Raw genomic sequence first — 22,548 nt, forward strand, 5'->3', positions numbered from 1 at the left:
TCGCAATGGCGATATCTAATGAGCTTTTTTTGTTACTTAGGAGGAAAATGATATGTTTAATTTTTTAAAAAGAAAGAATAATAAAACTGAGGTCTTTGCACCAGCAAATGGAACATTAAAACCATTATGTGAGGTGAAAGATGAAGTGTTTTCTAAAGGGCTAGTAGGTAAGGGGTTTGCTATTATGCCTAATGATTCCATGGTTTATTCCCCTGTAGAAGGTGAAGTTGCCATGATATTTCCAACAAAACATGCCATTGGCATAAAAACAAAAGATGGCTTAGAATTTATACTTCATATTGGAGTGGATACCGTTTTATTAAAAGGCGAAGGGTTTGAAGTTTTAGTAAAAGAACAGGATGTGGTAAAACCTGGTACACCACTTTTGAAGGTAGACTATGAATACATAAAAAGTCAAGGATTAGAACAAGATGTAATTTGTGTAGTATCCAATGCTACAAACTTTGATTTAATTGCTGATAATTATAAATTAATTGAAAGTGAAAGGCGGGTTGCTTATTGTGAAATCTAGCACTGAAAAAAAGTATGTGATAAATAGAGTATTAAATCACAATGTAGTACTTTGCTATGATTCCATTCTAAAAAAAGAGTTTATTCTTATTGGGAAAGCTATTGGATTTCAGAAGAAAGCTGGAGATTTAGTAGACCTTAATTTAGTAACTAAAATATATGAAATTAAAGATCCTTCAAATCTATCTGTGTATGAAACATTAATGAGCAATTGTGATGAAGATATCATTAGCGTTTCAGAAGAGATCATATCAAGATTAGAAGTGCGTTTCGGGAAAAACTACAACGAAAATCTTCATGTGTCTTTATTAGATCATTTAAAATTTTCTATCTATAGATATAAGAATAATATTCCAGTACAAAACATATTTATGGAAGAAATAAGCTCTATGTACAGTGAAGAATATGAATTTGCCAGAGAAATGGTTCGATTTGCCAATGAAGCATTAAATATTAACTTACCAGAAGCGGAAGTAGCTTTTATATGTTTGCATGTACATTCTGCATTACATAATGATACACCTAGTAATTCTGCTTTATATGCAAATATGATAGCAAAATGTATAGTTTACATTGAGAATAAAACAAAGGTGAAGCTAGCACCTAAAAGCGTGGAAAGACAAAGGCTGATAACCCACATGAAGTTTGCATTTAAACGTGCCAAGGAACATGTTTTCATTAATAATCCTATAGCGAAATCTATTAAAGAATCATACCCAGAAACCTATAGGGTAGCATCCTCATTGGGAAAAATGTTAAGTGAAGAGTTTGGGATAGAGCTTCCAGAGGGTGAAATAGGATATTTGGCACTACATATACAAAACATTCTTATGTCAGGTCAGCAATAAAGGAGGAAGACATATGTTAAATAAAATTAAAGGAAAATTAATAGTTTCCTGTCAAGCATTAGAAGACGAACCACTGCATAGTAGCTTCATTATGGGAAGAATGGCCTTAGCTGCAAAAGAGGGAGGAGCCTGTGGTATCCGTGCACAAAGCAAAGAAGATATTGTAGAGATAAAAAGAGTAGTGGAACTTCCTATTATTGGAATTGTAAAACGTAATTATGAGGATAGCGATATATACATTACTCCAACTAAAAAGGAAGTAGATGAATTACTAGAAACTAAATGTGAAATGATCGCTTTAGATGCCACTAATAGAAAAAGACCTAATAATGAAAAGTTAGAAGATCTAGTCTCTTATATTCATGAGCATAATATCCTTGCTATGGCGGATTGCTCTACCTACGAAGAGTGCGTTAAAGCTAAAGAACTGGGATTTGATTGTGTATCTACAACATTATGTGGATATACCCCATATTCAAAATCTATAGATGGCCCTAACTTGAAACTAATTGAAAAATTAGTACAAGATTTAAATATACCAGTTATTGCGGAAGGAAAAATTAACACACCGGAAGATTTAAAGTTAGTTTTTGATAAGGGCGCATATTCTGCAGTAGTTGGTGGAGCAATTACAAGGCCACAAAATATTACTGAAAGATTCACTTCTGTATTAAAAGAAAAATAAAGGGGGAAAAGCCATGTTTAAACAACTACAAAAAATTGGTAAGGCATTTATGCTTCCAATTGCTATTTTGCCAGCAGCTGGTTTATTGCTTGGAATAGGTGGAGCATTATCCAATCCAACCACCGTTGCAACTTATCCTGTTTTAAATGTACCATTTTTACAAGGTGTTTTCAGCATTATGAGTGCCGCTGGAAGCGTTATATTTGGGAACTTATCTTTATTATTATGTATTGGTCTATGTATTGGTCTTGCTAAAAAAGACAAAGGTACAGCTGCTTTAGCTGGTGTTGTTGGATACCTTGTTATGAATGCATCTATTCAAGCTATGTTAAAGGTATTCAATCCAGATGGAAAAGCCATTGACACAGGGGTTATCGGTGCATTAGTTATGGGATCTATAGCTGTTTATCTCCATAACAAATACAAGAATATTGAACTTCCTCAGGTACTAGGATTCTTTGGTGGTTCTAGATTCGTTCCTATCGTAACTTCTTTAAGTGCTATTTTTGTGGGAGCTGTATTCTTTATCATATGGCCTCCATTCCAAAACATGTTAATTGCTAGTGGAACTGCAATTTCAAAAGCTGGTCCTATCGGAACTTTCTTCTATGGCTTCTTAATGCGTCTTTGCGGTGCTGTAGGTCTTCATCACATGATTTATCCAATGTTCTGGTATACAGAATTAGGTGGAGTACAAGAAGTTGCTGGTAAAATGGTTTCAGGTGCACAGAACATTTTCTTTGCACAATTAGCAGATCCAAATCATACAGGATTATTTACAGAAGGAACAAGATTCTTTGCAGGACGTTTCTCCACTATGATGTTTGGTCTTCCAGCAGCATGTCTTGCTATGTATCACTGCGTACCTAAAAATAAGAGAAAAGCCTTTGGTGGACTATTCTTAGGAGTAGCATTAACTTCCTTCATTACAGGTATTACTGAACCTATTGAATTTATGTTCTTATTCGTTTCTCCATTATTATATGTATTCCATGCATTTTTAGATGGATTATCCTTCTTAATTGCGGATATATTAAAGATTTCCATAGGTAATACCTTCTCTGGTGGAATTATTGACTTTACACTATTTGGAATATTACAAGGAAATGCAAAAACAAATTGGATTTTAGAAATTCCATTTGGATTAGCTTGGGCTTGTTTATATTATTTCTCTTTCAGATTCTTTATTACAAAATTCAATATTATGACTCCAGGTAGAGGAGAAGAAGAAGTGGATGCGCAAGGAGATGCAACAGCAAGTGTAACTACTAAATCCTCTTTGAAAAACGATGCAATAGAAATAATAAAAGCATTAGGTGGAAAAGAAAACATTGAAGATGTAGATGCTTGTATTACTCGTTTACGTGTATCTGTAAAAGATGTTTCGAAAATTGATAAGGCTACACTAAAGAAAATTGGAGCTACAGATGTGTTAGAAGTAGGTGGCGGTATACAAGCTATCTATGGAGGAAAAGCCATCCTTTACAAAAACCATATCAATGATATATTAGATTTAGACGATTAATAAAATAAATTTCCGGTGTGTAATTTAAATAATTACTTCTTAGATTAAAAAAAGAATATTTTAAGTTATTAATATTAGAAAACTATAAAACAGTCAATGCTTTTTTATAAAAAGTGTTGGCTGTTTTTATTAAATTTGCTATATGCGAATTAATAGTGTAATAAAAAATGCTATAATAAATGTATGAAAAAAGTAATTCACTTAAAGGAAATAATTTAAAAGACAGCATGAGAGGTTGGTACTAATGAATTCAAGTAATATAAAAATATATTTTAAAAACACCTTTGCTTCCCTTACTCATAGGGATTTCCGTATATTTTGGTGGACTCAATGTATTTCTCTTATGGGAACTTTTATGCAAAGAGCTGCTCAGGTATGGCTTATTTATACTATAACAAAGTCACCTTTTAAAGTGGGGATTCTTGGTGTATGTCAATTTGCCCCTTTCCTATTTTTATCCTTATTTGCTGGAGTTATTGTGGACAGGTTTCCTAAAAGAAAAATTATACTTGTTACTCAGATTATATTCATGGTTCAAGCTATAGTTTTATCAATCTTAGTTTTTTATGGCACAGCAAAATATTGGCAAATACTTGCACTTTCTGCATTGTTTGGGGTAGCACAAACTTTTGACATGCCTGCGAGACAATCCTATTTTATAGAACTAGTAGGAAAAGAGCACATAATGAATGCTATATCTCTTAATTCTACCATAGTTAACCTTGCAAAAATTATAGGGCCAGCTATAGCTGGAGTGGCTATGGTAAAACTTGGACCTGGATTTTGTTTCCTAGTAAATGGAATATCATATATTGTAGTAATTATAGGACTATCATTTATCAATACACCGGATAAGGTAATTATAAAGAATTCAAAAAATATAGTATATGAGATAAAACATGGACTTAAGTACGTTGCAAATATTGAAAATTTAAAAACTACTTTAATAATAATGGGAATTGTTTGTACTTTTGCAATGAATGTAGATGTTATAATAACAGTGTTCGTACCAGAAGTACTTCATAAAGGAGCACAAGAATATAGTTTTATGCTATCGGCAATGGGACTGGGATCTTTTATAGGAGCTGTGTTTATGGCTGGTAGAAGCAAAAGAGGAACTAAAAAATATGTGCTTTTTGTGAATGCCATATTGGTATCACTGTTACAAATATTTGCATACTTTTTTGATAATTATTATATAGTACTTATATTAGTATTAGGTATGGGATTTTTAAATTTAACTTTCTTAAATATGGCAAATTCACTGTTACAATTAAATTCTTCCGATGAATATAGAGGAAGAGTAATGAGCCTATATTCTCTTTTAAATGCAGGTAGTACCCCTATTGGAAATTTTTATGCAGGCACTGTAATGGAAAAAATGGGAGCAGCAGCAGGGTTTCTTATGTGTGGAGGAATAACTTTAGTATTGAGTCTTGCCTCTAAATATAGGATGAGATCGAAAAAGTAGGAAGAAGTAAAATGGAGGTAGGAGAATTGGAACCTTTATCTATTGGAGAAATGGCGGAATTAAATCATGTTTCAGTTCAGACTTTAAGGCATTATGATAAGATTGATTTGTTAAAGCCTATATATGTTAATGAAGAGACAAATTATAGATATTATGATATTAAACAAAGTGCAGTACTGGATATGATTCAGTATATGAAGTCCTTAGGGATGCCTTTAATGCAAATTAAGGATCAATTTGAAAAAGAAGATATAAATACCATACTGAATATACTTAAGAAACAAAGCATGAATATAGACAAAGAAATTCAGTTGCTCCATCACATGAAAAATGGTGTGGAAGCTTGTATAAATAATTACAATAGGTATCTAAAAGTTCCAGAGGAAGGGTATATAGAGGTGGAATTTATACCAGAAAGAAAAATATTCTGCTATGATGGTAAGATAAATATCTATGACCATGAGCTGGAAACTTATGAATATATTTTAAGGGAATTAAAAAAGCAGGTTATATTACAGCATCTTCCTATGGTTTATTTTTGTAATGTAGGCTCTATAATGAGAAAAGAAAATTTAGATGCAGGAAATTTCATATCCTCAGAAATATTTGTATTTTTAGATAAAGATTTTAAAGAGCAGGAAGGGATAGAAATTATACCGGCGCATAATTATATTTGTATTTATTTTCACAGCTTTTGGAAGGAAAAGGAATATGCACAAAAGCTATTTAATTATATAAATGAAAAAGGTTATGAAATAGCAGGAGATTACATATGTGAGGTAGTGGCTGAATTACCCGTGTTACATAATAATGAAAGAAATATGTTTATTAAATTACAAATTCCTATAAAATCATAAAATAAATGTTGACTCTATACTTACAATAGACATTACACTTTAATTAAAGGTGAAAGAATTAACAAAGTTCTTTCCGAAAAGTATAAAGGAGGATAATGCTATGAGAGAAAAGATTAGAGTTATTCAGTATGGCTGCGGCAAAATGGGAATTTACTTTTTAAGGTACTTATATGAAAAGGGTGCTGAAATAGTTGGTGCCATAGACTTAAACCCTGCTTTAGAGGGAAAAGATGTGGGTGAAGTGGCCGGATTAGGCTTTAAAATTAATGTGCCTATAAGCTCAAACCCTGAAAAGGTTTTTAACGAATGTGATGCAGATGTGTGTATTATTGCCACTAGAAGCTTAGTTGAAGATGTATATGATGCTTTCGAACTTGCTGCAAAGCATGGTGTAAATGCTATTAGTACTTGTGAAGAGGCTTTTTATCCATGGAATACAGCACCAAGTCTTACAAATAAATTGGACAGACTAGCTAAGGAAAACAACTGTACTTTAGCTGGATCAGGTTATCAGGATGTATATTGGGGAAATCTAATTACCACTTTAGCAGGCTCCAGCCATAATATCCAAAGGATAGAAGGAGTATCTAGCTATAATGTGGAGGATTATGGTATTGCTTTAGCTGAAGTTCATGGAGCAGGACTTAGTATAGAAGAGTTTGAGAAAGAAATAGCTCAAAATGACTCTTTACCATCCTTTATGTGGAATGCTAATGAATGGTTATGCTCACAGTTTGGATGGACTATAAAATCTACTGAACAAAAATTAGTACCTACTACTCATGGTAAAGATATAAAGTCAGAAACATTAGGAAAGGTAATACCAGCTGGACATGCTACTGGAATGTCTGCTATAGTTACCACTATAACCAATCAAGGTCCTGTTATAGTTTCCGAATGCATAGGTAAAGTTTATGGAGAAGGTGAAATAGACAGAAATGACTGGAAAATATTAGGGGAACCTAATACTGAAGTGAAAATAGCACGTCCATCAACTGTGGAATTAACATGTGCTACTATTGTTAACAGGATACCTCAACTAATTGAGGCTCCAGCAGGCTTCTACACCACTGAAAAGATGCCTCCAGCAAGATATAGAACTTATCCACTACACTATTATGTAAGATAAAATTTAGAATTTAGAATTGAGAATGTAGAGAATTAAGGAGGAAACTCGGGGGAGTTCCTTTAAAATATATGGAAAAGAAGTTTCGGATGAAACTTCTTTTTTCTTTTTACTATTTTTCATAGATATTTCACTAACACATAACAATAATCTTAGATGGGGTGGTTTGTGCTGGTATACTCTTTGTGGTAGCGCCATATACAACAATTAGATTCCTGTTTGCAGGACTTTGATTAAATAGTTGATTATTTTCTAATACTATTTTAGTATTCGGGCCAATATTTAATCTTAGACTATTATCACTGCTTATAAGTTCATCATTAAAGAAGTCTACCTTAACATTTTCATATCTAGTATCTCTTGCCATAACAATTGCCCTAAATTGTGGTGGGAAAATCAAAGGAACAGGTGCATTTCCGTCGTAAAAGCCTGTTACCCTATCACCAATGTTAAGTGTTACATGGTCTACAAAGTAAGTATTTGGAGACACCACAAAATTTACTACTGCTCCGTATCCATTGTCTAGAGTTATTAGCTTATAGCATCCTACATTTCCCCCTTTTTCATCTATGAGAAAATCATCAATCATTATAACTACACCACGAAAAGCTTGAAAATTAGCCAATTTATTTCTCCATTCCTTTTTAAATTCTCTTAATTATAAGATATGTAAAATTCTATTTTTAGGTTACATTTACTAAAATATTTTGTATTCTTAAGGTAGTGACTTTTTGTATATTTCTTGTTGAAGTTTTCATGGATGTAAATGTATAATGGTTAAAAGTATAAATATAATATTACACTAAAATGTCACTTGAAGGGAGTATATATAATGAAAAAAACATACATTCTAAAGAAAACCGCAGTTTTCTTACTTTTAACTATGGGAATGCTTTTAGATGGGTGCACAATAAATGGTAAAACTGCTAAAGAAGGTAAGGATTCCAGTAGCAAGGCAGAAAACCAGAGTAAGGTTAAGTCCGAGAAGGGGGCTAAAGATAAAAATCCTGTAGTTACTATAGAAATGGAGGATGGTTCAAAGATAAAAGTTGAATTGTATCCAGAAATTGCTCCTAATACTGTAAGAAATTTTCTTTCTTTAGCTCAAAAGGGATTTTACGATGGGCTAATTTTCCATAGGGTAATACCAAATTTCATGATTCAAGGAGGAGATCCTAAAGGTACAGGTACCGGGGGACCAGATTATACTATTAAAGGAGAGTTTAAAGAAAATAATTTTGAAAATAATTTAAAGCACGAAAGAGGAGTAATATCCATGGCGAGAAGTAAGGATGTAAACTCCGCAGGGTCACAGTTTTTTATAATGGTTAAAGCAACCACTAGTTTAGATGGCAAATACGCAGCTTTTGGCAAGGTCATAGAAGGAATGGAAGTTGTAGATAAGATAGTTTCCACTAAAACCAATACTAGTGATAAGCCATTAATGGATCAAAGGATGAAAAAGGTAACGGTAGATACCTTTGGAGTTAAATATAATGAGGTAGAAAAAGTTAAATAAAAGAGGTGAAGTTTTATGAAAAATTTTGTTAGCCCAGAGTGGCTGTTTGAAAATCTTGATAATAAAGATATAGTACTTGTAGATTGTAGAGCTGACCTTTTTGATAGGGATTATGGCAGAAGAGTATACGAAAAATCTCATATTAAAGGAGCATTTTTTTTAGATGTAAAAAAAGACTTATCCGGTGAGGTCCAAGAACACGGAGGCAGAAGTCCTCTTCCAGATATGAATACCTTTAAAGGAAAACTTGAAGCTATAGGCATCACTAATGATAAAACTATAGTAGCTTACGACGAGGCGAAGCTTGCTGGTGCAGGAAGGCTTTGGTGGATGCTGAAGTATATAGGTATTGAAAGAGCATATATATTAAACGGAGGAATTAACGCCTGGAGTGAGAAGGGTTACCCCATGGATAATGAAGTCCCCAAGGCTGAAAAAGGTATTGTTAACATAAACATAAATGAAAATATTAAGACAGATATTTTTGATGTAAAATCAAAGCTTAATAATAAAGATTTTGTAATTGTAGATTCTAGAGCACCTGAAAGATATAGGGGTGAAATAGAACCTATTGATAAAAAAGCAGGACATATACCTGGAGCGAAAAACTATCATTCCAAGAATGTTTTTGATGAAAAAGGTAAATTAAAATCTATGGAAGAGTTAAAAAGAATATATGATGGTTTAGAAAGGTATAATGAAATTGTGCTGCAGTGTGGATCCGGAATAGATGCCTGTGGAAATTTTGTAGCTATGGATGAGATAGGACTTACACCTAAGCTTTATGTGGGAAGCTGGAGTGACTGGGTAAGCTATGAGGATAGTCCAATAATAGTAGAAAAATAAAATTAACGTGTCACTTGTTAAGTTATCTTTTAGAATATTTTAACATTGTATATAATTAAGCCATGCTAAACATTTAGCATGGCTTAATTAATGAATGAAAAAATTAGCTATATTTGAATCACTTGATTGAAGATATCTTACTTTTCATTTTTAAAGCCTTGACTTTTAAGGGTTGGATAAACTTTTGGATAATATACGTATTGATATATGTTCATAGTTTGATTGCTCCAATCCACCTCTTTTTCTCTACCTATTTCCTTTAGGTAAGCTTTCATATCTTCATCATATTTACTTATTATTTTTGGCAGCTTTTCTTTATTGTATACCTCATCATGCCTATAAGCTTCTTTTGGCATTCTAGGTTTTATCTTTGAATTATCAGCAGGATAGCCTAAGGCTAATCCAACTATTGGATAAGTATATTCAGGTAATTGTAGAAGTTCTATAACTTCATCAGGGCTTCTTCTAACACCGCCGATGGGTACGATACCAAGACCTAGGGATTCAGCTGCGGTGATAACATTTTGCATGGAAAGACCAGCATCCACTGAGGCTACCATAGTAGATTCTATACTATCTGTAATAACTAAGGGTTTATTAACTTTTTCAGAAGCTAACTTTGCTTTGTAATAATCTGCAATGAATACAAAAAATACAGGTGCTTCAGCTATCCAAGTTTGTCCTCCAGCCATTTCAGCTAACTTTGCCTTTTTATTCTTATCTCTAACTACTATGACACTAGTTTGCTGACCATTAATAGAACTTGGTGCAGCTTGTGCCACATTAATTAATTCATTTATTATATCCTCTGAAATCTCTTTATTTTTATAATTTCTTATGGATCTATGATTTTTCATTGTTTCTATCACTTTGTTCATATACATTTCTCCTTTTGTCTGTAAGGGTAATTTATGCTTATTAATAATTAGTTAATTAATAATGATTATCAACTAATTATTGTTAATTATACTACTTATTACTTTTTTGTCAATGAACTTTCAAATACTTATAATTAATAATTTATAAGTATTTTATAAAATAAAATGAATATATTTAGTTTTGAAACAATACTGTATTTATGTTTCAACGTATATTATTATATAAAGTATATATAGCTTAAAGGAGGTTTTAATGTGAACATAACAAAATATATAAGTAACTTAGTAAAGTCAGTATACAAAAGTATTAAACGTTTTCCGGTAACTATTACTCTTTCAACTTTTTTTGTTATAATGATGATTATTATTTCGGAAATCCGTTTAACATCCTCTCTTAGCTTAATAAAAGATTTAAATAGAGCTGCCATGATATTAGCTCTAGGAATACCCATTTCTCTGTGCATAAAGCTATTCTATGAGAAAAAGAAAACTTATAAGCTCTGGCATCTTGTGTGTGCATTTATTGTGGAAGCTTTAATTCTTATATTTTATTATTTTTTTCTTTTAAAAGATTTACAAATGGTGTCAATAACAAGATATATAGGGGTAAATCTTACCTTCTATCTGGCGTTTTTTTATATACCTTATTTTAAAGATAAAGAGAACTTTGAACTTTATGTTATAAAGGTTTTTGGAAAGCTTTTTACTACAATAATCTATTCAATAGTTCTTTATTTAGGCGTTGCTGCAATTTTAGCTACTATAGACAAACTTCTTGGTGTAAAAATTCCTTCGAACTTTTACTATTATTCTTTCCTAATAGTAGCAGGAATATTTGCTCCCACATATTTTCTTGGAAGTCTTCCTATAATTACAGAAATATTTAATAAAGAAAGTTATCCTAATATATTTAAAATTTTGGTTATCTATATAATTATGCCTCTAATATCTGTATACACAACAATACTTTATATTTATTTTGCAAAAATAATTATCACGAGACAATGGCCTGTGGGACTTGTTTCCCACCTAGTATTGTGGTATTCCATAATAAGTGCTGCGGTACTATTCTTTATTTATCCAATATATAAAGATAAACTTTTTGCTAAAACTTTTATGACGTTTTTCCCTAAATTAATTTTACCTCTTATGATGCTAATGTTCTTTTCCATTGGAATTAGGGTTAATGCTTATGGAATAACTGAAAATAGATACTATGTTATACTTCTTAGCCTTTGGGTTTTTGGAGTTATGGTGTATTTTGCCTTTACAAAAAAATATAAAAACATATTTTTACCTATAACTCTCTCGGTTTTAGTAATTATTTCAGTGCTAGGAGGTCCACTATCTAGTTATTCAGTATCTAAATATAGCCAAAACAAGAGGCTTGAAAAAATACTTTTACGAAATAATATGCTTAAGGATAAGAATATTGAAAAAAATTCTTCCGTATCAGAAAAAGATAAAAATGAGATTAGTAGAATTGTAGAATATTTTAATTACAATCATAGTTTAAAGGATATAAAATATTTTCCTGAAGACTTTAAATTAGAAGATATGGATAAGCTATTGGGATTTAAATATTCAAATAATCTTTCACCTTTAGCACAAGAATATTTCTACTTTAATGTATCGCAAACAGGAGAGCCAATAGATATAAGCGCTTATAATTATATGGTTGACTCTAGATACCTTTATGGTGGAATGCAATCAAATGCACAATTTAAAATTAAATATGATTCCAACTCAAATATATTAAAAATATACCAAGATAAAGAAGTGCTTTACACAAAAGATATGAAGGAATTAGGGAAAAACCTAGTGAATAAGTATGGTATAAGAGATAAGGGTGAAGGCATAAACCCTAAGGAAATGTCCTCTGAAGATGAAAATTCAAAGGTAAAAGTACAAATTCAAATGATAAATATAGCAGGAAGCAAGGATTCATCCACAGGAGAAATAAAAATAAATGCCCTTGATTTTTATATCCTTGTAAAAGTTAAATAAAAAGTATTAGTTAAAGATGCAGCCTGTGATACACTGCATCTTTTCTATAGATTTATTTAAAAGCGTCTTCAACGATTTTTACTATATTAGGAACCACATCATCTACGATTATTTTTCCTCTTGCTGCTGAAGAGGATTTAGCTGATGCTAATATACCTGTTTTTGGAACAATGTCCTTTTCTATTGGATATCTATAATATGTTGCTGGAGTAGCATTTTCTGTATCTATTATCTTATCTTCTCTAACAAGTTCTGGGGCAAAATACATCATTAATGAAGTTTCTGTTACAGCGGCGTGTTCTAATGCCCAGCCTGGGAATGAAACTTCATCAAATACTTTGTCAATTACATCAGGGGACATAGGATTCCACCAGTTAGTAAGAAGTATTTTAACCTTATCTCCATATTTTGCAGAGCATAAATCCATAGCTTCCACTATAAATGCTTCATTTTCAAAATGTGCGCTTAAAATAAATATTTTTGTAAATCCGTCACGAACGAACTCATCTATTATATCCATTACTAAAGCTTGTAATGTAGCCCCATTTAAATCTATAGTTCCAGGAAATAATGGGCCACCACCGCTAAGAGGCTTTGATTTATATCCATAGGATAGTGTTGGAGCAACCACTCCGTTTATTTCATTAGCTACACGATAAGCAAACTCCCTAGCTAGTACAGCATCTACAGATAGAGGTAAATGTGGGCCATGCTGTTCTGTAGCACCTATAGGTAATATAATTACGTCATCTTTTTTCTTTGCAAATTCTTGCCATGTCATATTTTCCATTTTTAAATTTTCGTACATATTAGCAACTCCTTTTCTATTTTATAGAATTTTGAGTAACAACTTATTGCACATTGGTGATTATACTCTTAGCTTATATTACAAACAATGTACTAAAAATACAAATATATTCTTGAAAATATGTTATTTTTATTTAAAAAACAACCAGAAATTATCGATACAAGTCTTTCATTGTTAAAATAATAAAATAAATAATAGTAGGAGCTTCTAATGAAGCTTCTTTTTTTACATATAGTTTTATAAAATATAAGATAATGGCAAAAATGTAGAAAATATGGTAATATTTAATATAGAAATGGTTTACATTAAGAACATCAAATCGAAAAGTAATTTGAAAAATGGAAACTGTTTTCTGAATATTATATTTAGGGGAGGAGAAAATGAGAAGTAAAAAAAATCTAAAAAGCATTAGTCTAATGACAGCCATGGTTATGCTATTTTCTATCTTTTCAGGTTTTGTTAGGGTGGGAGCTAATGAAATCAACACAAATTTTGCTGAAGACTTAATAATCTCAGAGTATGTAGAAGGTAGTGGTAATAACAAAGCATTAGAGCTTTATAATGGAACAGGAAAAACTTTGGACTTAGCTGCTTATACTGTAGAAGTATATATGAATGGAGCTACAAGTAAGCCAAATATTATTAGGTTTCAAACTTCAACTTTATTGGAAGATGGAAAAACTTATGTCATTGCAAATAATCAAGCTAATGACATAGTAAAAGGCAAAGCGCAACAACTAGATGGTTATATTAATTTTAATGGTGATGACGTTGTAGTTCTTAAAAAAGGTGATAATGTTGTAGATTCTTTTGGTAAAGTAGGAAATCCAAAAGGAAGCAATTTTGCAGTGGATGTTACTTTAATAAGAAAGAAAAATATAACAAAAGGCGATACTAACCCCAATGATGAATTCGATGTTAGCATAGAGTGGGATAAGTATGATAAAGATTATTTTGATGATTTAGGTAAGCATATTATGGAATTTGCAGGAGAACCAACAGAAGAAATACCTGCTACAGCAATAGAAATAATTGAAGCACAGGATGTACAAGTAGGTAGTTCTGTAAATCTTAGTGCAAAAGTTATTCCACAAAATGCTACGAATAAAGAAATTTTATGGTCATCCAGTGATGAAAGCATAGCCGCCGTAGATAGTAATGGAAAAGTTACAGGCATTAGTGTTGGTACTGCTAATATTACAGCTACCTTAAATAAAAATAATAGTATTAAAGCTACCTGTAAAATGACTATAAAAGAAGCTCCAGCTAATAACGAAATTACTATATCTGAAGCACGAGGGAAGAATATAGGGGATTTAGCTAAGGTAAAAGGTGTTGTAACATTTAATGACAGAAACCAAACACTATATATTCAAGATAGTACAGGCGCCATAGCAATTTCAAATAATAAGAGTAAAATTGATTTATCCAGTGCGTTAAAAGGAAAGGAAATATCCGTTGAAGGTACAAAAGATATTTTTAGAAATTTAGTTCAATTGCAGGCTACAAAAATTGAAGTTTTAGGGGATAAAGCTATTCCAGAACCTAGGATTTTATCTATTAAAGAAGTAAATACAGGAAAGTATCAAAGTCAGATTATAAAGATAGAAAAAGCTATCTTAGATGTGGAGAATAAAACTCTTAAACAAGGTGAGGACACATTAAGTATATACTTTATACCTAGTGGTATAAATGTAAAAACTGCTGATGTTGTGGATACTATAGCTGTGGTTGGAGTGTTTGACAACACCATCCAAATATATGGTTCTTCTGCCACTTTTACTAAAATTGAAGAAGAGGATAATATAGCTCCAGTTATAGACCATAAAGCCATTAGCGAAGAAGGAAATGAAAGTAATTTAAAAGTAACTGCGAAAGTAACAGACAATAGAAAGATTGAAAAAGTAACTCTTTACTACAGGGTTAAGGGTGAAGAACAGTACAAAGTCATAGAAATGACTGAGATTAATGGAGAATATAATGCTGAAATAAGCTATACAGAATTAGATATTAAAGGTATGGAATATTATATTGAAGCTTTTGATGGTAAAAATAAAGCTACACACCCTGAAAATATACAAAAACCTTATTATATAATAATAAAGGATATAGATACTAAGGGGCCAGAAGTATTTAACTTACTTCCAGCAGACGGTTCAAGCGTAGGTATTAATAAGAAGCCAGAAATAAAGGCATATTACAGAGATAAGTCCTTAATTAACCCATTAAGCATAAAATTAACACTGGATGGGCAGGACGTTACAAACTTGTCTACAAAAGATGGACAATCAATTACTTATAAACCAGTGCAAGATTTAGAAGATGGAATTCATATTGCTAAACTAATTGTTGAAGATACAAAAGGTCATAAGACAGAAAAAGAATGGAGATTTTTTGTAGGAAAAGACTCCAACAATTTTTATTTTGGACAACTTCATGCTCATACCAATATATCTGATGGTAAGGGAACTTTAGATGAGGCTTATGAGTGGGCAAGGGATAAAGGAAAGGCCGACTTTATAGCTATTACAGACCATTCAAATTGGTTCGATAATGATAAATCTGCCAATATAAATGATGGTTCTATGAGTAAGAGTTGGGTTAATGCTCATGATATTGCAGATAAATACAATGAAGATGGAAAGTTTACGGCTATTTATGGCTATGAGATGACTTGGTCAGGCTCTACAGGTGGTTGGGGACATATAAATACATTTAACACAAAGGGATTCGAAACAAGAAGCAATAATAAAATGGACCTAAAAAATTATTATGACACTATAGCTAAACAGACTCAATCTATTTCACAATTAAATCACCCAGGTAAAACCTTTGGAGATTTTGGCGACTTTGGATTCTATAGTAAAGAAGCAGATAACGTAGTTAACATGATAGAAGTTGGGAATGGAGAGGGCCCTGTTAGAGGAAGTGGATATTTTCCAAGTTATGAGTATTATACAAGAGCTTTAGACAAAGGGTGGCACTTAGCACCAACTAATAATCAGGACAATCATAAAGGTAATTGGATAACCTCTAACACTGCTAGGACAGTTATATTAGCTAATGAAAAATCAAGAGATGGATTATATGAAGCCATGCGTGAAAAGAAGGTTTATGCAACAGAAGATGAAAACTTAAAGGTAAATTATACAGTTAATAATATGCCTATGGGATCTTTTTTAGGAAATGCAGAAAAACTTAATTTCACTGTAAATGTTAATGATCCAGATTCAACAGATGTAATTACGAAGATATCAATAATAGCTAATGGTGGTGTTGAAGTTCAATCAAAGCAATTTAATTCTAATGTGGCTAATTGGGATTTACAGTTAAACCCAGAATATAGTTATTACTACATTAAAGTGGAACAAAAAGATAAAGATATAGCAGTTACAGCACCAGTTTGGGTGGGAGAAAATGTAGCTGTTGGATTATCAAACGTTGAAACAGATAAAAGTCTAGCTATTTTAGGAGACGAGGTTACACTTACCACAGGAGTTTACAATAATGGGCAGGAAAGTTTGAAAAATGTGAAAGTTGAGTTTTTTGAAAATAAAATAGAAGATAAAGCAAAGATTGGTGAAAAAGTAGTAAATTTATTAGAAGCATCAAAGGCAGAAAGTGTAAGTATTACTTGGAAACCAAGTAAAACAGGTAACTTTACTGTATATGCAAGAACTATTATTAATTTAGGTGAAACTGAGAAAGTGTTTACTCAAAGAACTAAAGTGGAGATAGTAAACAAAGAAGAGGTAAGCAAAGTAGTAATAGATGGTGCTCATCAGAACCAATATGTTACAGGAAATTATGAAAAGAAAGTTGAAGCATTTAAAGAAATGCTAAAGAGCAATAAGAGTGTTGTAGAAATTAATGAAAAAGAAATAACAGATGAAGTATTAAAAGATGTTAAACTTCTTGTATTAACGGATCCTCAAAGTACAGAGGATAGCAAATATGGACTTAAGCCTTTTAAGTATAGTGACAATGAAATAGAGGCAATTAAGAGATTTGTACAAAATGGAGGAAATATTATACTTACCTCAAAGGCAGATTATAAAGATGGTAAAGGAGAGTATAGTAACGGAATCCAAGGAAATAAGGTTCTAGAAGCTATAGGAACAAATTTAAGGATAAACGATGACCAAGTTATTGACAATACTAAAAATGGAGGACAAGCATTTAGGTTAGCCTTTGACAAATTCCAATCACCACTGTATAACTTAACCCATGGAATACCTGAAGGACAGACTTATAGTTTTTATAGTGGATGTTCTGTTATATTAAAAGATGGTGGAAATGCACAGAAAGTAGATTTTCTTGTAAAAGGCCATGAAACTACAGAAAGTTCTGACGCAGATAATGATGGTGATAATATACCAGTTAAAAAAGGAGAACTTTATGTATTAGGAGCAGAAGAACTTTCCAATGGTGCTAAGGTAGTAGTTGGAGGAAGTACCTTCTTCTCAGATTTTGAACTTTCAGGTGATGACCTAAATGCTAATAAGAAAATAAGTGAAAATATACTGGCATGGATGGTTCCAGAAAAACAACCAGAGACTATTTCAATTAAGGAATTCAGAAAAGATGATAATAAGGATGGAATTCCTGATAATTTAGGAAAAAGATTCACCATAGAAGGGATAGTAACAGCTCAATCAGAAGCGGTACTGCCAAAGAATTCTTTCTTTGAAGTTGTATATATACAAGATGAAACAGGCGGTATAACCGTATTTGGTGTTTCTAAAACAGCTGTAAAAATTGGTCAAAAAATTAGAGTTACTGGAATAGTAGACCAGTATGATGGCGATACAGAGATTCAAATAAAAGATGAAACTAAGGACCTGCAAATATTAAATACAAATGTAAATCCTATAGAACCAAAGTTTATGTCCACTAAAGATAGTATGCTGGAAGAAAATGAGGGCTTCCTTGTAAAAATTCAAGGTAAAGTTATAAAGATGGATGAACAAAATCTATATATAGATGATGGAACAGGAATTTCAAGAGCGTATGTTGAGGGATATATTTGGGATGGAGTAGATGCATCTAAAAAAGGAAAGTGGGACTCAAGCATTGATGTAGGTGATATAGTTTCTATAGTAGGACTAGCTTCTGAGGATGCACAAGGCCATAGGTTAAGGGTTAGAAATACTTCTGAAATAGTTCTAGACATGAAGATAGTTCCTCTAGAAAGGGTAGAATTAAATGAAACAATGAAAGAATTATTTGAAGGTGAAAGCTTTAACCTTGAAGCTAAGATGCTTCCAACAAATGCAACAGTAGATAATATTAAGTGGAAGTCTAGTGACGAAAAAGTAGCTATGGTAGATGAAAATGGAAAGGTTACAGCAATTAAAGAAGGCAAAGCAATAATAACTGTAGAGGCTAATGGAAGAGAAATGGCTAATTGCCAAGTTACAGTTAAAAAGAAAGCTGATAATAATTCAGGAAATGACAACGGTAATACTAGTAACAATAACAGCAACAATAATAGTAAAAATGATAATAGCAATAGCAATAATGAAACTTTGGCTAAAACAGGAATTTCTAATGAATTTATGCTTCTTGTTGTTAGTGGGTTATTGTTAATGGCTTTAGGAACTTTAATGTTCTTAAAAAAGAGAAAAAATATTAATGGTTAAATAAGAAAACATAGGCTTAAGGAGTTAATACCTTAAGTCTAGATTTACATACTAATAAAGAAACTATAGATGATAAACTTCATTGAAGAGGGGAATTAAATAAATATGATAAATAAAAAAAAGGATATAATAAGTATTTTATTTGTAATAGTATGCAGTGTTTTAATTATATTCTCTTCTAGATTTATATATGATAAAGGATTTGTAAAGGACAGATTAAACAAAGGGCTAAATTACTATGAAGTTAAAATATTAGATGTGTCTAAGGAAATGCTTAAACAGGATACTTACATTGACAGTGTAGAATTAGGATATCAGGATGTGAAGGTTGAATTTTTAGAAGGACCTTATAAGGGAAAACAATTTAATATAAAAAACAACATAAGCAGGGTATATAACATTAAAGTAAAGAAAGATATGAAAGTAATAGCTGGAGTATACGAAAAAGATGGACAATTAAATGATATCTCTATTTATAGCTATAAGAGAGATAAGGTAATTTATATACTAACTGCAATATTCTTTTTGGTAATCATTTTAGTAGGAAAACTAAAAGGCCTGAAAGCTATAGTTTCACTGGTATTTACTTGTATATCAGTTTTATATCTTATGATACCTATGATGTTTAAAGGAGTTGAACCTATTGTTGCAGCTATTATTATAGCTATAATAACTACAACAGTTACCATGCTTTTAGTAAGTGGAAGAAATAAAAAAACTATTGCAGCTATTGTAGGAACAATCTTTGGAGTAACTGCAGCAGGTCTCATTGCTTTTTTGACAGGAAAATTTGCTCATCTTTCTGGTATAACTATGGACAATGCAGAAAATATAATGTATGTAGCAGAAAATTCCAAACTTAAGGTAAATGGAATAATGTTTGCTGCTATACTGGTAGCAGCTTTAGGTGCAGTTATGGATGTTGCTATGTCTATTTCTTCTGCGGTATTTGAAATCTATGGGGTTAATTCAAAGTTAAGCAAAAAGGATCTTTTTAATAATGGTATGAACATAGGTAAGGATATCATAGGTACCATGTCTAATACTTTAATATTAGCTTTTGCAGGAAGTTCATTAAATATATTAATATTACTCACAGCAGCTAATATGCCGTATATACAACTGATTAATTTAGATTTATTAGGTACGGAAATAATACAAGGGTTATCAGGCAGTATAGGAATAATACTTACAGTTCCAATAACGGCAATTCTATCAGCACATTTATGTAAAAAAATATTATAATTTAATTTTCAGAATACATTCATGAATTTCCTAGTATAAAAAATATGAAAAATAATTAATATTAAATAATGTAAGGGGGAGCAGTACTATATAGCACTCCCCCCCTTACATTATTTATGACTTACTTTAGTGCAGGCTATACTGATGAAGCCACTTATGATATGGAAGAATAACTGGGAGCATAATAACCCAGGAACCATTATGAAAGAATACAGTAAAGGGAAATGTACGCGCATCACAGATTGCTGAAAAGTTTAACATTCATAGGTCTGATGTATCTAGAGAATTAAAGTTGATTATACAGTTTATTTATATTTTACTTTACATTTATAATTTTTTCTTCCTGGGTGGTTTTATTTAATATTTTAAGTTTAAAATATTTACCTTCTATAGGTTTATAAGCAAAGGAACCTTCAACTAAAGAACCGTTGCTAGAAAAACCATAGGATTCATTATTATATTCCTTATCATCTATAAAAATTTTTATATCAAGAATATCTTTTATATTATAAATGTTTGATTGAAAATCTATTGAATAGGAATTTAGAGCCTTATTAAAGGTAAGGATTTTTATATAATTATCATTTTTGAAAGTTACTTTTTCATTCAGTGGTATAGACTCTGTGAGTTTATCTATGCCAGTAGTGTCTTTAATCTCAAAAGTTATATTGTTTCCACTAGAAAGATGAAAGGTTAAATACAGTGGATTTAAGTATTCCTTTGAATTAAAGGAAAAACCCAGTGAGTTATTATCTTTTATAAATCTTTTTCCTACCCAAAGACCCTCCATGGAACTTAGAGGCTTTTCATCCTGTAGATTTTTTTTAAGTTCTACTGCAATTACCTTATATTTACCAGAAACTGAGTAAGTAGCACTAATATTATTTAGATCTAATAAAGCTCGTTTTAATGTGATTTTTGTATCATCAGTAGTTTTTATTTCATTTAAATTCATAATATGATGTTTAAGAACTTTCTTAGGGGCATATCCGAAATTTGGTAGTGAGTTGCTTCCATAGATATTCATGGATAAGTTAAGCAGAAATATAATAGCTATGAAGGATAATAACATTATTGAGATCTTTTTCTTGTTAGTCCTGTTATTATTTATTACTTTAAATATAAAGAATAATGCTATAACCATAATTATAAGTAAAATAAGAGAATTCATAATATCACTCCTTTATGGGTTTTATATAAAAGGAAACATCCCATAATCCATAATTTTTAATTTCTATGGAATTAATTTTGTTTTCTTCATTGTTATAATATCCAAGGTTCATGGCGGTGACTTTTATATCAAGCTTATATGTCCAAGGCTTAAGTGGTGGTATTTCGAAAATGCACTTTGCTTCCCCGTCTTTATTCACACTTTTTACTGTGATACTACCACTATTTAATTGATATTTATAACCAAATTGATCTTCCACCGTAATTGCATTGTGACTAGTGGAGGGATGGGCAAAGTTTATGGAATGGTTTTGATTATCAAGTTTTGTTGTAAAAAGTATAAGAGTTTTATCCTTTTTTCTTATAATAGCATCTACAGTAAAAGTTATGTCTTTCATAGAGTCAGATTTACCAATTAATTGTCCTTTGCCTTCATTAAATTCTGTGACAATATTTTTATCTAAATCGAGATATTTACTTATAGCAGGGATTTGTATTAAATAACCCATGGCTGGAGTTGTAAACAATATAATAAATGCAATGCAAGCAGCGGTAGAAAACTTTACTAAACTAATATTAAATAAAGTATGTTTTCTATGGGGTTTACTACCTAAAACATTATTAATTTTGTTAATGGTATCCTGGGGTATGGAAATTGAATTTGCATAAGTGGTTATATCAGCTGGAAAGTCCATAAGTAAGCTTTTAAGTTCCAAATATTTTTCTCTACAATCTTGGCAGTTTTCTAGATGTTTAGCAATTTCCATTGAGTGATTATGGTCCAGCTCACCATAAATATATTCATATAAAGCGTCCTTTGCGTAAGTGCAGTTCATTGTTCCACCTCCTCTTGATTCACTATTTTTCTAAGAGAATTTAGTCCATAATTTAACCTTGATTTTACTGTACCTTCAGGTATATTAAGAATAATACTTATTTCCTTTATACTTAAGTCTCCAAAGTATTTAAGCTTAATAACTTCTTTGTATTTATCGCTTAGAGTATCTAGTAATGTGATGATAAACATATTGCTCTCTAGCACTTCATACTCATCTACAGGAAATGCTTTATCTAGTCCTTCAGAATACTCAGTAAAAATAATTTTTTTCTCACGTCTTAATATTTCCCTACATCTGTTTACCAGTATAGAGGTTATCCATGATTCAAAGCTTTGGACATCTTTTAAAGCATGAAAATTTTTAAAGGCGGATAGAGTAGAATCCTGCAGTGCATCACTGGCCTTATCTTTATCTTTTAAAAAGGAATAAGCAATTCGATATAGCTTATTAAGTATAGGATTTAAAAGTTTAGTAAATTCTTCTTTTCTTTTACCCATAAAGATTGACAATTTATAACTCACCGCCTCATTGCTTGTCTATATGTTAGATGC

18 protein-coding genes are annotated in these 22,548 nt (G+C 31.4%); 12 read left to right on the forward strand and 6 right to left on the reverse strand.

Annotation, left to right across the window (positions count from 1 at the left end):
- Positions 1-52 precede the first annotated feature (52 nt).
- From BUA82_RS02080 to BUA82_RS02110, 7 genes are all read left to right on the forward strand, one after another.
- Positions 53-532 carry a PTS sugar transporter subunit IIA gene (locus BUA82_RS02080; protein ID WP_073004178.1) on the forward strand — a complete coding sequence of 160 codons (480 nt, stop codon included), beginning with the start codon at positions 53-55 and terminating at the stop codon, positions 530-532.
- Complete coding sequence (locus BUA82_RS02085; protein ID WP_073004180.1) at positions 522-1,379, forward strand: PRD domain-containing protein; 858 nt, start codon at positions 522-524, stop codon at positions 1,377-1,379. Before BUA82_RS02080 ends, BUA82_RS02085 begins: the two co-directional genes overlap by 11 nt.
- A gap of 13 nt (positions 1,380-1,392) precedes the next feature.
- Positions 1,393-2,064, forward strand: a complete 672-nt coding sequence (locus tag BUA82_RS02090) for an N-acetylmannosamine-6-phosphate 2-epimerase (protein WP_073004183.1) — start codon at positions 1,393-1,395, stop codon at positions 2,062-2,064.
- A 13-nt stretch (positions 2,065-2,077) separates the two neighbouring features.
- Positions 2,078-3,589 carry a PTS transporter subunit EIIC gene (locus BUA82_RS02095; RefSeq protein ID WP_073004185.1) on the forward strand — a complete coding sequence of 504 codons (1,512 nt, stop codon included), beginning with the start codon at positions 2,078-2,080 and terminating at the stop codon, positions 3,587-3,589.
- Positions 3,590-3,833: 244 nt separating this feature from the next.
- Complete coding sequence (locus BUA82_RS02100) at positions 3,834-5,060, forward strand: MFS transporter (RefSeq protein ID WP_073004187.1); 1,227 nt, start codon at positions 3,834-3,836, stop codon at positions 5,058-5,060.
- An 11-nt stretch (positions 5,061-5,071) separates the two neighbouring features.
- Positions 5,072-5,917 (forward strand): MerR family transcriptional regulator, encoded by an 846-nt coding sequence (locus BUA82_RS02105; protein WP_207650270.1) that lies wholly within the window; start codon positions 5,072-5,074, stop codon positions 5,915-5,917.
- Positions 5,918-6,017: 100 nt separating this feature from the next.
- On the forward strand, positions 6,018-7,046 hold the full coding sequence (locus tag BUA82_RS02110) for an NAD(P)H-dependent amine dehydrogenase family protein (protein ID WP_073004189.1): 1,029 nt from the start codon (positions 6,018-6,020) through the stop codon (positions 7,044-7,046).
- A gap of 130 nt (positions 7,047-7,176) precedes the next feature.
- Here BUA82_RS02110 and BUA82_RS02115 read toward each other — a convergent pair whose 3' ends face one another.
- Positions 7,177-7,668 carry a hypothetical protein gene (locus BUA82_RS02115; protein ID WP_143148553.1) on the reverse strand — a complete coding sequence of 164 codons (492 nt, stop codon included), beginning with the start codon at positions 7,666-7,668 and terminating at the stop codon, positions 7,177-7,179.
- 399 nt (positions 7,669-8,067) lie between these two features.
- Here BUA82_RS02115 and BUA82_RS02120 point away from each other — a divergent pair, with 399 nt between their 5' ends.
- Both BUA82_RS02120 and BUA82_RS02125 read left to right on the forward strand, forming a co-directional pair.
- Positions 8,068-8,562 (forward strand): peptidylprolyl isomerase, encoded by a 495-nt coding sequence (locus BUA82_RS02120; protein ID WP_242948919.1) that lies wholly within the window; start codon positions 8,068-8,070, stop codon positions 8,560-8,562.
- Between the two features lie 15 nt (positions 8,563-8,577).
- Positions 8,578-9,408, forward strand: coding sequence for a sulfurtransferase (locus BUA82_RS02125; RefSeq protein WP_073004193.1), 831 nt, complete (start codon positions 8,578-8,580; stop codon positions 9,406-9,408).
- Between the two features lie 137 nt (positions 9,409-9,545).
- Here the strand turns inward: BUA82_RS02125 and BUA82_RS02130 are convergent, their stop codons facing one another.
- Positions 9,546-10,286: an NADPH-dependent oxidoreductase gene (locus BUA82_RS02130; protein ID WP_073004195.1), complete on the reverse strand. Its 741-nt coding sequence runs from the start codon at positions 10,284-10,286 to the stop codon at positions 9,546-9,548.
- 255 nt (positions 10,287-10,541) lie between these two features.
- Between BUA82_RS02130 and BUA82_RS02135 the strand changes: the two genes are divergently transcribed.
- A complete protein-coding gene (locus tag BUA82_RS02135) occupies positions 10,542-12,293 on the forward strand; it encodes a DUF4153 domain-containing protein (RefSeq protein WP_073004197.1) in 1,752 nt (583 codons plus the stop codon).
- Positions 12,294-12,345: 52 nt separating this feature from the next.
- Here the strand turns inward: BUA82_RS02135 and BUA82_RS02140 are convergent, their stop codons facing one another.
- On the reverse strand, positions 12,346-13,101 hold the full coding sequence (locus BUA82_RS02140; RefSeq protein ID WP_073004199.1) for a creatininase: 756 nt from the start codon (positions 13,099-13,101) through the stop codon (positions 12,346-12,348).
- Positions 13,102-13,481: 380 nt separating this feature from the next.
- Here BUA82_RS02140 and BUA82_RS02145 point away from each other — a divergent pair, with 380 nt between their 5' ends.
- Together BUA82_RS02145 and BUA82_RS02150 are read left to right on the forward strand one after the other, a co-directional pair.
- A complete protein-coding gene (locus BUA82_RS02145; protein ID WP_073004201.1) occupies positions 13,482-18,743 on the forward strand; it encodes a CehA/McbA family metallohydrolase in 5,262 nt (1,753 codons plus the stop codon).
- 105 nt (positions 18,744-18,848) lie between these two features.
- On the forward strand, positions 18,849-19,988 hold the full coding sequence (locus BUA82_RS02150; RefSeq protein WP_073004203.1) for a YibE/F family protein: 1,140 nt from the start codon (positions 18,849-18,851) through the stop codon (positions 19,986-19,988).
- Positions 19,989-20,304: 316 nt separating this feature from the next.
- On the opposite strand, the gene BUA82_RS02155 is transcribed toward BUA82_RS02150, so the two are convergent.
- From BUA82_RS02155 to BUA82_RS02165, 3 genes are read right to left on the reverse strand one after another with little or no spacing between them, the layout of a single operon-like run.
- A complete protein-coding gene (locus tag BUA82_RS02155) occupies positions 20,305-21,159 on the reverse strand; it encodes a hypothetical protein (RefSeq protein WP_073004206.1) in 855 nt (284 codons plus the stop codon).
- 4 nt (positions 21,160-21,163) lie between these two features.
- Positions 21,164-21,994 (reverse strand): DUF4179 domain-containing protein, encoded by an 831-nt coding sequence (locus BUA82_RS02160; RefSeq protein WP_073004208.1) that lies wholly within the window; start codon positions 21,992-21,994, stop codon positions 21,164-21,166.
- A complete protein-coding gene (locus BUA82_RS02165) occupies positions 21,991-22,506 on the reverse strand; it encodes an RNA polymerase sigma factor (RefSeq protein WP_073004210.1) in 516 nt (171 codons plus the stop codon). Before BUA82_RS02165 ends, BUA82_RS02160 begins: the two co-directional genes overlap by 4 nt.
- Between the last annotated feature and the right edge of the window lie 42 nt (positions 22,507-22,548).

Origin of the sequence: Clostridium amylolyticum (assembly GCF_900142075.1) — a bacterium.
GTDB classification, from domain to species: Bacteria; Bacillota; Clostridia; order Clostridiales; family Clostridiaceae; genus Clostridium_AA; species Clostridium_AA amylolyticum.